Origin of the sequence: Roseimaritima multifibrata (genome assembly GCF_007741495.1) — a bacterium.
GTDB classification, from domain to species: Bacteria; Planctomycetota; Planctomycetia; order Pirellulales; family Pirellulaceae; genus Roseimaritima; species Roseimaritima multifibrata.
On the sequence record NZ_CP036262.1, the window covers coordinates 4,272,413 to 4,285,579 of the forward strand.

Annotated in this window: 12 protein-coding genes and 1 riboswitch; of the genes, 6 read left to right on the forward strand and 6 right to left on the reverse strand. The window is 51.4% G+C overall.

Translation table 11 applies throughout. The features are described from left to right. Nucleotides 1-176: 176 nt before the first annotated feature. From FF011L_RS15370 to FF011L_RS15380, 3 genes are read right to left on the reverse strand one after another with little or no spacing between them, the layout of a single operon-like run. Nucleotides 177-1,223 (reverse strand): glutathione synthetase, encoded by a 1,047-nt coding sequence (locus FF011L_RS15370; RefSeq protein ID WP_145352527.1) that lies wholly within the window; start codon nt 1,221-1,223, stop codon nt 177-179. Next, on the reverse strand, nt 1,223-3,172 hold the full coding sequence (locus FF011L_RS15375; protein WP_246109432.1) for a flavohemoglobin expression-modulating QEGLA motif protein: 1,950 nt from the start codon (nt 3,170-3,172) through the stop codon (nt 1,223-1,225). Before FF011L_RS15375 ends, FF011L_RS15370 begins: the two co-directional genes overlap by 1 nt. Before the next feature lie 7 nt (nt 3,173-3,179). Next, the gene (locus tag FF011L_RS15380) at nt 3,180-3,974 is read right to left on the reverse strand and encodes an N-formylglutamate amidohydrolase (RefSeq protein WP_145352528.1); all 795 of its coding nucleotides are present in this window, start codon (nt 3,972-3,974) and stop codon (nt 3,180-3,182) included. 315 nt (nt 3,975-4,289) lie between these two features. On the opposite strand from FF011L_RS15380, the gene FF011L_RS15385 reads away from it, so the two are divergent. Next, nucleotides 4,290-4,760 (forward strand): PA2169 family four-helix-bundle protein, encoded by a 471-nt coding sequence (locus FF011L_RS15385; RefSeq protein ID WP_145352529.1) that lies wholly within the window; start codon nt 4,290-4,292, stop codon nt 4,758-4,760. 513 nt (nt 4,761-5,273) lie between these two features. Then, a complete protein-coding gene (locus FF011L_RS15390) occupies nt 5,274-5,984 on the forward strand; it encodes a hypothetical protein (protein WP_145352530.1) in 711 nt (236 codons plus the stop codon). 92 nt (nt 5,985-6,076) lie between these two features. On the opposite strand, the gene FF011L_RS15395 is transcribed toward FF011L_RS15390, so the two are convergent. Continuing rightward, nucleotides 6,077-6,970, reverse strand: coding sequence for a PEP-CTERM sorting domain-containing protein (locus FF011L_RS15395; protein ID WP_145352531.1), 894 nt, complete (start codon nt 6,968-6,970; stop codon nt 6,077-6,079). Between the two features lie 259 nt (nt 6,971-7,229). Next, nucleotides 7,230-7,482, reverse strand: a riboswitch (cobalamin riboswitch). Between FF011L_RS15395 and FF011L_RS26370 the strand changes: the two genes are divergently transcribed. The 3 genes from FF011L_RS26370 (at nt 7,441) to FF011L_RS15405 (ending at nt 10,839) form a co-directional block, all read left to right on the forward strand. Further along, nucleotides 7,441-7,932, forward strand: a complete 492-nt coding sequence (locus FF011L_RS26370; protein WP_218932657.1) for a hypothetical protein — start codon at nt 7,441-7,443, stop codon at nt 7,930-7,932. It overlaps the preceding riboswitch by 42 nt. 523 nt (nt 7,933-8,455) lie before the next feature. Further along, nucleotides 8,456-8,842 carry a GxxExxY protein gene (locus FF011L_RS15400; RefSeq protein ID WP_145352532.1) on the forward strand — a complete coding sequence of 129 codons (387 nt, stop codon included), beginning with the start codon at nt 8,456-8,458 and terminating at the stop codon, nt 8,840-8,842. A 1,289-nt stretch (nt 8,843-10,131) separates the two neighbouring features. Next, a complete protein-coding gene (locus FF011L_RS15405) occupies nt 10,132-10,839 on the forward strand; it encodes a Crp/Fnr family transcriptional regulator (RefSeq protein ID WP_145352533.1) in 708 nt (235 codons plus the stop codon). A 46-nt stretch (nt 10,840-10,885) separates the two neighbouring features. Here FF011L_RS15405 and FF011L_RS15410 read toward each other — a convergent pair whose 3' ends face one another. Next, the gene (locus FF011L_RS15410) at nt 10,886-11,680 is read right to left on the reverse strand and encodes a glycosyltransferase family 2 protein (protein WP_246109433.1); all 795 of its coding nucleotides are present in this window, start codon (nt 11,678-11,680) and stop codon (nt 10,886-10,888) included. Between the two features lie 327 nt (nt 11,681-12,007). Here FF011L_RS15410 and FF011L_RS15415 point away from each other — a divergent pair, with 327 nt between their 5' ends. Next, nucleotides 12,008-12,553, forward strand: coding sequence for a thioredoxin family protein (locus FF011L_RS15415; protein WP_145352534.1), 546 nt, complete (start codon nt 12,008-12,010; stop codon nt 12,551-12,553). A 7-nt stretch (nt 12,554-12,560) separates the two neighbouring features. On the opposite strand, the gene FF011L_RS15420 is transcribed toward FF011L_RS15415, so the two are convergent. Then, entirely contained in the window at nt 12,561-13,019 is a 459-nt protein-coding gene (locus tag FF011L_RS15420; protein ID WP_145352535.1) for a zf-HC2 domain-containing protein, read from the reverse strand. Nucleotides 13,020-13,167 lie beyond the last annotated feature (148 nt).

Sequence of the window (13,167 nt, forward strand, 5' to 3'; positions counted from 1 at the left end):
GGCTATTCCAGCACCTTTTTAGCTCCAAGTATCGAGAGTTCCGTTTCCGGGCTCGCCCTGGCGGACTCGCAATTGGCAGCTACCTTATTGGGCGCTCAATAGGCTGTTCTCCGCTATCACCAAAATCGCAACGATAAACTTCCTGTTCCACACGGATTCGCGGTCGCCCAGTGAGACTACAGAGTCGCCAAATTTCGATTCAGCATATTGGCACCGTAATACCGTCGATACTTTGCCTTGCGTTCCAAGTCGTGAATGACGGTTTCTGTAAAATCGACGCCGGTGAGCGCTTTGCAGCTTCCCAAGCCTCCAGGGCTGAACACGTTGATCTCCATCAGCTTATCTTCCACGATATCCAAACCGACCAGGAACATTCCATCCTGCACCAGTTTCGGGCGAACCATTTCAACCAATTCCAACATTTTGTCCGTGACTTCTGCTTCGACTCCTTTACCGCCCGAGTGCATGTTGCTGCGAGCGTCGCCCGTGTCGTTTCGGCGGCGGAAAGCCGCGTATTTCCCGTCTTGTTGTAGCGGGCGACCATTCAGCACGAACATCCTGACATCTCCGTTGATGGCAGCGGGCAGGTACTCCTGGGCAATGCAGTAACCATCACGGATCACCGCTTCGATCATCTGATTCAAATTAGCTTTCTCATCTTCGCCGATCAAGAAGACGCTCTGCCCACCCGACCCCTGCAACGGCTTAATGACAACCTTGTCGTGCTGCTCGGCGATGAACGCCTTAATGTCGTTGGCATCGCGACTAATGCAGGTCCGAGGCCGCACCTGTTCTGGAAAATGTTGAAAGTAGGTCTTGTTTAGGGCGTTTGCCAAGCTGAATGGATCATTCAGCACGATCACCCCACGAGACGCGGCAAGCTGCCCAAAAAGAATCCCTGTGGTTTGAGCCCACGGTCGATCGGTCGCATCGTCGGAGGGATCGTTTCGAAGCAACAATACATCAAGATCATCTAGGCTGATCCGTTGGCTCGGCTCGTCCGGATCTTGAATCTTTCCAAGATACTCTTTGAGCGAATCATACTTGCCACCGTTAGCGGATCGAACATGTGCCTGTATCGATCCATCAGGTGCATAAATAAAGTCGCCGACCCCCAACAAAAAGCTCTCGTGCCCCATGTTCACGGCGGACATCGCCAATCGCGTAGTGGTGAAGCCCGATTGTTCAGTCATGACGTCATTGACAACAAATCCAATTTTCATCAATCGGTATCCGTAAGGTTGAGGACCGACTTGCCACGAACAGCTTCAAGCCGTTCGCGACATTTAGGGTCGTCCCAGAAACGAGGCAATAATTTTGGCGGCGTGATAATGCCACGGCGCCGCAGTTCCTGAATGTAGGGAATGTGTTGCAAGCCGATCTTTCCGACGTACAAGGGTTCAATGTCGTGCCCTGCTGCCAAGTATTCCAACAGATTTCGCAAGCCGCGAAGGTAGATCACATCTTTGGTTAATCCACCACCACGAAAGACCCTCAGCGTCGTGTTAAATGCCGACCGGTTCTTGAAACCGTAACGTTCGTTCAGTGTATCAACGACTTTTGCAAACGGTGTGCCGGAGACCAACAGGTCGGTCGCGATAACTCTTGCCGCCAAAGTACGCAGGCGACTGACCGTCAACCCGCCAACCAAATACTCTGCAAGAACCGCTAGCCCCTCTTGAAGTTCGTCGTAGCCAGCCAGCCCTGCGCTTAATTGCCTAAAGGGTTGGCAGCGACCATTAAAATAGGTCAGCAGATGCGTTCCAATTTCGTGATGCAGCAGTGGTCCAACGCGAGCGGCAGAAATATTGATCGAATCCGAGATGAGCAGTCGATCCTTCGACACCATAATCCCGGACGCAATCGTCTTGGAAATTTCAACACTTGGGCTGAATTCGCACATCTGTTTCTGGTAATAGCGGATCTCCTCGCGAGCAGCGGCTGCAAGCTGTGTCGCATTGACACACTCGGTCGCTGTCACGTCCTCTTTGCCGCACAGTCCAGTAGAGGCTCTAGCGCCTTTCTTTGACCGTTCGAGTATTGCCGTAGCAAGTTCCACAAGCGGATCCTCGGGGCCCCCGTAAAGCTGCAAACTGCTAGAGAGAAAATTGGAATACTGTGGATGATCGCCGATCGTCGTTTCCGGCAGATGTAAATCACGGAGCGACGTTAATTGCCGATCAATCTCGTCCTGTTTCTCCCAGAAAAGAAAAGCAAGGGTGGGGTCTTCGACTCGCTCGATTTCGATCGAAAACAACCTGCGTTTCAATAGGTTCGGATGATAAGGCAAGTGGCGGTATTGAAGGGGTAGCAGTTCGTTATCTGCGTCTTTGCAATAGTGATCACGAATCCTATCCGCATTGGTGGGAGTCACCTGGAGCAGGTAATCGAAAGAATCCGATACATCACACAACTGTTTGTCGACCACTCGCGCCGCCTTGACCAATGCCGAAGGCCCAAACGTCTGATGGTGTGTATCGCTGGGCTTTTCATCCCCGCTAGTGAATTCGGCAACGGCTCTGCGATACGCCCGGGCGAGTTGTTGGCGCAGACGCTGCAGGACGAGAGGAAAGACCTTGCCGGAATCTCCATCAAGATAGAAAGGTCTAACTCTCAAGCAGATGGAACAATGGGTCGTTCCACTGGAATCCGACGATAGACCACGGCTGAGGATTGTCTCGCATTTTGTACTCCGATCGACGCGGGCCGGTCGATCGCCGACCTGAATCGCCGACAGTTCTTTCTCCATAACATCTAGCGTCGATGGCAAAAAGGACTCATCCACCGAAGAGATCTGAAAGTCGAACGCAAGCGTATCGTCAACCGTCACTTCAATCAGCAAGAAGAGACCGAAGTGCTCCTGCATCGCACCGCGAATCTGGTCTACAAGGTACGTAAGACCTTCGTCATGCGACGGTTCCCCAGACGCGAACAGATACGCAGCTTCGGTTGTAACCAACTGGTGATTAAGGTCGGTGCCGGCTGCGGCCGAATCCGCCCCTGACCGAAAAACACAAAGAAATGGCAATTGGCGATCCATACGCAATCGCCCGCCATTGGGCACATTCCTGCGGACTCGCTGATTCTTAGCCAAACGTTCACAGGATGCATCCGCAGTCGATTTGTAAGCCGATGTGATTTCAACCATATCGTTATTGCTGTCGCGTTTCACTTGAATACTATTGCTCCTTCATTGCCGTGAGCGCGTCACGCACTCCTGGCAAAGTCGATCTCAGTGCATTGTAAATAGCTTCGACCTCGCTTGGGTCGGCTTCTCCTTCCCATTCATCCATGAAGAATTTTTTGAATTCAATCGAGATCGCGCAAACTTGCTTGGGAAAGGTTTGGTGAATCCATTCAGCGAAATGCCCTCCTAGAAATTTTACGTTCTCACGAACATCAAGATTGCGTCCACGGAAATCATAAGCCCGCAGGTCCGAGATAAACCGATCCACGACGGGCCCCCAGTATTCGCGATCCATCGTGCCAGTCCCGATATTCACCTCTGGGTTTTTCCTAGCATCCGCAGGAGGCCCATCCGCCCCATCGCGGCGGTGGTTGTACGTGTGCAAATCATAGACGACCACCTTGCCATATTCTTCAACCATTTCGCGAAGAAGCTCTTCGACATCTTCGTAGAATTGGTCGTATTCGGCCAACGATGCATCAATCATTTGCTGCTTAGGGGGGGTATCCCAAACCTTCATTCCCCAGGCATCGGCTGGCGTTTCATAGACCGCCTTATCTCGGGGACGATTTAGATCGACTTCAAATCGAGACCGCAGACCAACGATTTGCGTTTTCGCAATTTGAGTCCATTCGCCAGTGACCGGATCTTCTTCCCGGAGCTGCTGTTCCTCATCGATCGCCAAGTGGCGCTCGATGTTCTTACGCGTGTCGTGGCCGTTGTGGATCGCCGCCGCGACGACGGGCCCCGTGCCGCGCTGAAAAATGCAATGGGGTGAAAGTGACACGAGACGGTTCCTAAATGAAGGAAGTGAGACTTCTGTTTGTCAACAAACCTATCAAAGCGATCAGGTTGGATCTCGCGGGAGGGTAGCGAATCCCGTACCGATCCAACCGAACCGGTCGCTTTAAGCGCTGGGTCCACAACTGCCAATCCGATCGATTCCCGCTCAACTTAGGGCCGTTGGGCTACGCAAACCGGGCTAAATGACCATCGGCACATACTTTGCTTATCCATTTCAGCATTCCCCGCTGCCGTCGGAAGATGTCACGGGTGCCGATAATTTTTCATGACTAATTCCAAAGCTAACAGGATAACGAAAATGTCTTACGAAACGAAAACCGATTTGAACGACACGACCATCGAAAAACTGCAAAAATTGATTCAGGCAAACATCGACGCTTGTAACGGATTCCGTGAATCAGCCGAAGAATTAGACGATCCAGCTTTGTCAGCTCTTTTTCGTGAACTGGGCGATCAACGCTCGGAGTTGGCTACGGAATTACAGGAGTATGTTGTCTTCAACGGAGAGGTACCCGAAGACGACGGCAGTGTTGCCGCGAAGACCCATCGCATTTGGATCAACATCCGAGCCAAATTGAATGGCGGAGATCCCTATGTCATTTTGATCGAAGCCGAACGAGGCGAAGACCACGCAAAAGCAGCCTACGAAGATGTATTGAAGGAGACCGCCGGCAGCGCGATGAATGACGTCCTCACACGACAATATCGGGTCGTCAAAGCGGGGCACGATAAAGTCCGAGATCTGCGAGATTCATTCGCCAAGAAATAGGCAGCCTTTTTAGTGAGCCGCTGGAGACGTTAAAGGTTTGGGCGACGGTTGAGAGCTCCCCCCTCTCGTCGCCCCTGAACGCTTGCGGAAAAATGGTTTGGTTTCCAGTGCTTGCCGTCGGAATTTCTTTAGCCTAGCGGCGGCAGATGCTTCTCAGCGACGCGTGCCCTGTACCATCTGCGTTGGCATCTGCGGGCGCCCTCCCTAGCGGATCGGCATAAGGCGACCGGCAAATGCATCATGCTTTCAACACGATTGCCGGGCGGCTCGCACCGTTCCGCCAAAAAAGTTGGAAACATTGGGTTCGAACCGCCGGTAGAAAAAGAAAAAAGCAAAAGGGCCCACGACGAGGTCGTTTGCCTGCGATATCCGGACAAACCACAAAATCGCAAGTACAGCTTTCGAAGATTCAATCGGTGTTGCCGGTTGCTTCGTGGCACCCCAAATTTGGGGAGTAGGTTTCAGCGCCCGACCACTCCTCTTGCGAGCAAAGACTTTCCCATGGCGCGCCCGATGAACCCCATCCTTCGATTAGTGATTGCCGTTTCGATTGCAATCCCCATCACGATCGCTGCTCTTCTGATGCTTGTGGAGTCGCCGATGGCCATTGTCGACAACGTCGTCAGCAAACTGCCTGTCGAAACCGTCTCATGGACTGGACGCCAGCCAGCAGAGCCTGCGGTGGTCGGGACTTGGCCGCCCTTGAAAGGCGAACGTTATCCCGAATTGCTCCTCAACGATCAAAACGGAGACGCCGTCCGATTGAGCGATTTTGCGGGCAAGGTGATCTTTCTAGAGCTTGCCGCGATACCGTGCAAAGGCTGCCAAGCGTTCGCAGGTGGTCAGCAATTCGGCGGCTTTGGCGGGGTCCCAGTGCAACCCGACCTGCAATCGATCCATCACTACGCCAAGCGTTATGCCGGAGTCGACCTAGATGCGGACGACGTCGTGTTCGTGCAGTTGCTGTTGTATGGAAGTTCGATGAGCAGCCCAACGCCTGAAGAGGTCGCAGGCTGGGCAGATCATTTTCAAATGGAACGAACCGACAACAGAATCGTTCTTCGTGGCGACCCATCGATGCTAGGCGTCGAAACCTACGAAAAGATCCCAGGCTTCCACTTGATCGATGAGGACTTCGTACTCAAATTCGACTCCAGCGGCCATCATCCCGAAGATGATCTCTACCGCGATCTACTCCCCGCCTTGGGGCGCATGACCAACTAGATTCGTCCCCAAAGAGTCTTGCGGATTCCGCGTCCAGTTATCGAGCGACGAACGCCCGACAACTGGAAACGCTGAACCTGCTGTCAAATATCTTATCCTGCCCGCCCAACAGACAGGCGTTTTCGGTTTCTCTTAAACGCGATCAAACCTATCGACAAAGCGAGTATGGCGAAGCTGCCCGGTTCAGGGACGGACGCCACATTCAGCACGCCAACCCCCAAACCAGGTCCGAGTCGAAAATCGAAGCCTCCGGAACCACTTGTCACCCAGTTGTCTCGAATTGGATTGCCTAGGCTGTCCGTAAAAGCACCATTCCCAGGGATGTCGAACATCCGCACAAACTGAATGTTGTTTAGATCCAATAAACCTGCGGCGACCAACGGGTCAGTGCTGAGGTCATCCAAGTCGAACGGAGTCCCGTAACCGGCAGCATGTTTTCCAGCCAGGTTATACACATTGGTAACATCGAACCCGACAAATGATGTCCCAAAACCGCCGGCCAACGGTCCGCCGTTTAAATAGATGCTGGGAAACCTGGCAAAGTCTGTCCCATTACTAGAAACATCGACATAAGCGAACTCCGCAAACAGACCAGACACGCCGTCGCCATTGGTGCCGAACCGAAATCCATTTTCGAAAACTGCAAAATCAGCGCCACTACCGTTCCGTATTCCAGTTGGAAAACTAACGGTCAAATAGCCAGGCGAGACCCCCGCAGCGATCTGAGTCGCATCAAGATCGCCCAAGCTGTTAAAACCACCCGATTGATTGATCACCGTTGCACCACGCGGAGCAAAAGCGGTTCGATCCGGATCGATTGCATCGGCCCATTCAACAAACCGAACATCCCCCGAGGCTATCGCTCCATCGATCAAGTTGAAGGTGTCGGTAGGTCCTGAGTAGATTCCCGCCAGGGCTGTGGAGGGAAAGAGCAAACAGACAGCCGTCAAGGCTGTCAGAAAAGGAAACGGAAACGAGTAAAGCATGGAGTCATTCCTTCGCCATCGGAACCCAGGTCAGCGATACCTTCGACAGGCGCGCAACTTCATCTCAACCGAACATTGACTCAAAACTTCAAGAGGTCAATGCACGGATCAAAAGTGCACGCGGACGAGGAATCACAACACAGGAACGTGAGTATCAAGCAAATCCAACGAGCCGCGAACTACCGATGTAACCGCTAGGTTTCCATCCCAAAGGTCCCGCAAAGCTCATTGCAACGATCGCCCCAATCCAAGAGGGCACGTAACCGTCTGTTCCGTGGTAGGTCTTCTGACTCACTGCCTATCAATTTCCCTAGCTTTCTCACCCGGTTCCCCAAGCAATAGCTCTTCAATCAAGAAGGAAAGTTGACTTTAAAGCGTCGAAAAAAACGCCTAACGGCAGTTCACAGCGGCTGGACCGTCCCGGACTCACCTTCGCAAAAAGGCTCACCGGAGTTCCCTGTTCGCGAACCTTGAAAGAAACAAGATTCGCCACCACGAACGGGCGTGATTCTAACCAGCCGAACAGCCCAGTCAAGCACCGCCACCCACCAAGAAAACCACGTCGTCCTCTCCACGCAAAAGTAAAACAAGAAAAGAGTTTCAACCGCGAAAAACGCAAAAGACGCGAAAGAAAGAAACACCAACTTAAAAACCTGCCTGACCTTCGAGAATCCGTTTTCGCGTATTTCGAGTATTTCGCGGTTGAAAAAATCAGCAGGCACGGCTCTCATCGGCAACCAAAACAGGGAAAGGATTTCAACCGCGAAAAACGCAAAAGACGCGAAAGAAAGAAACACCAACTAAAAAACCTGCCCGACTTTCGAGAATCAGTTTTCGCGTATTTCGTGTATTTCGCGGTTGAAAAAAATCAGCAGGTGCAGCGCCCAGCCGCAACCAAAACAAGAAAAGGATTTCAACCGCGAAAAACGCAAAAGACGCGAAAGAAAGAAACACCAACTTAAAAAACCTGACTGGCTTTCGAGAATCCGTTTTCGCGTATTTCGAGTATTCCGCGGTTGAAAAAAACAGCAGGCGCAGCGCCCATCCGCAACCAAAACAGGGAAAGGTTTCAACCGCGAAAAACGCAAAAGACGCGAAAGAAAGAAACACCAACTAAAAAACCTGCCTGACTTTCGAGAATCCGTTTTCGCGTATTTCGTGTATTTCGCGGTTGAAAAATCAGCAGGCGCAGCTCCCCATCCGCAACAAAACCGGGAAAGGTTTCAACCGCGAAAAACGCAAAAGACGCGAAAGAAAGAAACACCAACTTAAAAAACCTGAGCTGACTTTCGAGAATCCGTTTTCGCGTATTTCGTGTATTTCGCGGTTGTAAAAATCTGCAGGCGCGGCTCCCCATCCTACGTCTAAACGGTGCCGCGAACTCTTCCTCTTTGTAGAATCGTTTTTCTGCGATTTCACTCTCGACGTGCCTTACCCGTACGTCGCCCAGATGATCTATGACTCAACAAATGGGGAGATAGAAGAATGAGTATCGTGTTCAAAGACGAATCGTATCGCATCATGGGTGCATGCTTTGAAGTCTACAAAGAAAAAGGCTGCGGGTTCCTTGAGTCGGTGTTTCAAGAGTGTTTGTCACTTGAGTTTGGTTTCTCAGAAATCGCATTTCTCGAACACCCCGAATTGAAACTGAGCTACAAGGGCAAACCGCTTCGGCAAGTCTTTAAACCTGACTTCCTTTGCTTTGGAAAGATCATCTTAGAAATCAAGGCGGTTTCCTCACTAAATGACGACCACCGCGCCCAAGTACACAACTACCTCAAAGCCACCAACCTCGAACTTGGTTTACTCGTAAATTTCGGTCATTACCCCAAAGTCGAATACGAACGAATCGTGCGTCAGCAGAAAAACTAGCTGACAGGGTTTTAACCGCGAAAGACAAGGACTCCAACGGAATCCCTGAACTAGTATTCGGGATTCCGTTTTCGCGTCTTTCGAGTATTTCGCGGTCGTAAAAAATCAGTCGGCGATACCCCCAACTGCAACCAAAGCAGTGAAGAGTTTCGACCGCGAAAAACGCTAAATACGCGAAAAAGGGCACGAACAAATACTTGCTCCGTTTTTCAGGAAACACTCTTTCGCGTCTTTCGTGTATTTCGCGGTTGTAGAAATCAGTCGGCGATACCCCCAACTGCAGCCAAAGCAGTGAAGGGTTTCAACCGCGAAAAACGCTAAATACGCGAAAAAGGAGCACGAACAAGTACTTGCTCCGTTTATCAGGAAACACTCTTTCGCGTATTTCGCGGTTGTAAAAATCAGTCGGCGATACCCCCAACTGCAACCAGAGCAGTGAAGAGTTTCAACCGCGAAAAACGCTAAATACGCGAAAAAAGGGCACGAACAAATACTTGCTCCGTTTTTCAGAAAACACTCTTTCGCGTCTTTCGTGTATTTCGCGGTTGTAAAAATCAGTCGGCGATACCCCCTACTGCAACCAAAGCAGTGAAGAGTTTCGACCGCGAAAAACGCTAAAAACGCGAAAAAGGGCACGAACAAGTACTTGCTCCGTTTTTCAGGAAACACTCTTTCGCGTCTTTCGTGTATTTCGCGGTTGTAAAAATCAGTCGGCGATACCCCCTACTGCAACCAAAGCAGTGAAGAGTTTCAACCGCGAAAAACGCTAAATACGCGAAAAAGGAGCACGAACAAGTACTTGCTCCGTTTATCAGGAAACACTTTTTCGCGTCTTTCGTGTGTTTCGCGGTTGTAAACAATCAGTCGGCGATCCCCGACTGCAACCAGAGCAGTGAAGAGTCTCGACCGCGAAAAACGCTAAATACGCTAAATACGCGAAATACGCGAAATACGCGAAATACGCGAAATACGCGAAAGATAAGAACTCCGATGGAATCCCGAAACGGGTTTTCATGATTCCGTTTTCGCGTGTTTCGTGTATTTCGCGGTTGGTCCATTGTGCGAGTGCTGATGGCGGGCTCGCTGAAAACTTGTTTTTACGGGGCTCCTTTCTTGTCAATGGAATCCTTCCGGATCAGACGAACTGCTTGTTTTTCTTTCTGATTATCTTTTTTGTGTCAGGACTGTAAGAAAAGAGTGGTTGCTGCGTCTTACGAGAGAACATTGCGATTATTTGGGCATGCGTGTGCCTGGAAACGCAGAATCAACTCGGCGGAGAGGAAACCAGTGTGCCTCAAAAAATTTGGCATCTAAAGAACAATGAGCTCTTTAGGAAGCTGCATCCAGACCAATTGAGCAAACTTGAATCTCGCTGCCGAGCTCGAGTCTTTGCGGCCCGCAGCCCGGTCTATTTGCCCAGCCAAACCGCTGACAGCGTGTTCCTGCTTGCCAGTGGGATGGTCAAGGTCTGCAACCTCACTAGCGATGGCAAACAATCGATCCTGGCGTTTGTTGAACCGGGAGAACTGTTCGGTGAGCTGGCGATCTTTGAATCGGAACAAAGGGACGAATACGTCGAAGCGATCGAAAAATCGACCGTCGTGATGATTCCTGCCAGCGAGATCCAAGAACTGACCGCTACCAACCATGACGTCTCCATTGCCCTAACGAAAATGATTGGGATAAGACGCCATCGCGTCGAACGACGACTGAAAAACCTTCTCTTCCTCTCGAACCGTGATCGCTTAGTCCATCTTCTGTTGGACCTAGCCGAACAATTCGGCATCTGCGAACCGGAGGGAATTCGCCTCAGAATCAAACTGGCTCATCAAGAAATTGCGAATCTGATGGGCAGCACCCGCGAGACAGTGACGATCTTGTTGGGGCAACTGAAATCGGAAGGGCTGGTCGAAGTCGGCCGACAACGGATCACTCTCGTGCACGCCGACCAACTGGCAAGCTCCGTTCAACGCAAGGTCCCAAGCTTGAACACTTAGGCCGACCTGATCGCCAAAATCCCCCTACAAAAATACTGTCATCCGATCACGACAACGCCGACTTCTGTAACGGAAGCTGTCGGCTTAACGCACCTGGCATAAGCCCATATTTGGCAATCGTGAAGAGGATTTTGTAACCCGCCTTAACCGAACCGCTCACCGTCCCACTGATCTTGCTTGTGCCGACTCTGGCCCGATAGGGAACAGGAATTTCCAGAAACCGCACCCCCAGCCTTGCCGCTTTGATCTGCATTTCAATCGTCCACCCAAAGTTCTCATCCTGCATATGCAGATCGCAAAGCCGATAATAGGTGATTGCTCGAAAAGGCCCGAGATCCGTGTATCGAGCCCTAAAGAACAGCCGCATCAGAGCGCAAGCGAACTTGTTTCCGAAAACGCTCTGCGGAGGCATTGCCCCCGGCTCACGTTTGCCCAGCAGACGCGAACCAAGCACAAAATCGGCTTTCCCGGCAGCGATCGGATCGACCAACTGAGGCAAAAGGTCTGAGTGGTCGCTGTAATCAGCATCAACAAAGGCAATCACTTTCGGTGACGCTTTGGCATCATTAATCAGCTCGCGAAGTTTCGACAAACCTTTAAGACATGCAGAACCGTACCCGCGTTTCGATTCGCTCACCACGATCGCACCTGCATCCTGGGCAACCTGAGCCGTCCGATCCGTCGACCCATTATCGACCACGATCACACCGGCAACAGCTGGCAAATCACGTAAAACCAAACCGACCGATTTTTCTTCGTTAAGCGCAGGGATAACTACCCAGACCGAATCTCGGAGATAGCTGGCGATATCGTGCATTTTCTCAGCCCCGGGCAGAGTCATTTATTTCGTAGGTGGGGTCGTGTTAGCGAAGCCGGCCTGACTGTCGCACATTAGAGGCTTCGGTTCTGTGAGGTCCATCACACTCGCGGCGACGGCAGATTTCCCGATTGCGTATGCGAGCTCACGAAGCACCACCTCGATTCGGACCGAATAGAGTCAGCAGGATCGAACACGCGCTGCAGACGCTCGGCCGACGGCTCAAGAAACCTGTGTTGTTTTTTAAGCCGTCCTTGCTGATTTAGGCGGAGAGCCTTTGCCAATCGCAATTGATTCCTATACCGATCAAATCGCTTGTCATTAGAAATTCAACTAGCAAAAAGATATCCCATGAAAACGATTTCCCTGGCCGCCCTGGTCGCCTCGCCTATCGCCATTCTGCTTTTGTCCGGATGCACCAACGTAGGAGCCCTGGCGTTCCGCAAACCATCCTCGACCGAACCACCGCAACAACTGACTGAATCCGTTGCTGCTCATCGACCCCAGGCAAAAGACATTCAGGTAACCGAGCATACGGAAACCTTTGTTAGCACGCCATCCGCAAGAGAATCCTACCAACCGGCTCTCGTTACGCTTGGACGCGGAGAAGACCTACAGGCGAAGGTCAACGAAGCTACTGGACCGGTTCTGCTTGATTTTTATGCCGATTGGTGCGGCCCTTGCAAAGTGCAGAGCAGAATCCTCCATGACCTGGAGCAGGAAGCTGCAAATCGTGGAACATTAATCATCAAAGTCAACATTGACGACCACCCGGAGATCGCCAGAAGCCTACAAGTCGAAGGGATCCCTACCTTGATCATGATCAGGGACGGTCAAATTGCGAATCGACAATCAGGCGTTGCCAACAAAAGTGAATTGACCGAGTGGATGCGGTAGAAATGCTTTAACCATCGGTGCCGAACGCAAACAAGACAACCAATGATTCACCATCGTCCGCAGGATTTTCAACGCGGCTTGATGCGGCTACGGGCGTTCCAGAATCTTGCATTGCTTCCAGCTTCGTTCGGCAGGCTGGACATTTTTGGAAGTGGACCGTAAACGCATCCTGTTTCACCGGCTCCAATTCCCCTAACGCGAACTCCAGCATGGAATCTTGGACTTCGCTACAGGTCACGCCACCAAAATCGAACTCACCAACCGGGTTTTGCAGACTAGGCGAACTGGCAACACCTCCAAAATTCCAGGCGACCAACACCAGCATCACCGTTAACACGACAGGAGGACCGAACCGCACAACCGATTTGCGGCGTCGTTCCGCTTTCAGCCGTTTCATCAAGCCGGTAATCGTCCCTGGGGCACAATCTTCCCAATCTGAATTTCCATCAAAATCTTGGCGGACCATAAGCTCATTCCCGTATTAGCTTCGAAGTGAGTGGCTGCAATCTACGAAACCGTTGGTTGTTTCACGTCTTCGTAGATACCTATCGTCGCCTCGTAGCGGCCTAGCGTCTGTGTAGAATCTAACATCGTTGCTTTTTCCTTTCATAATG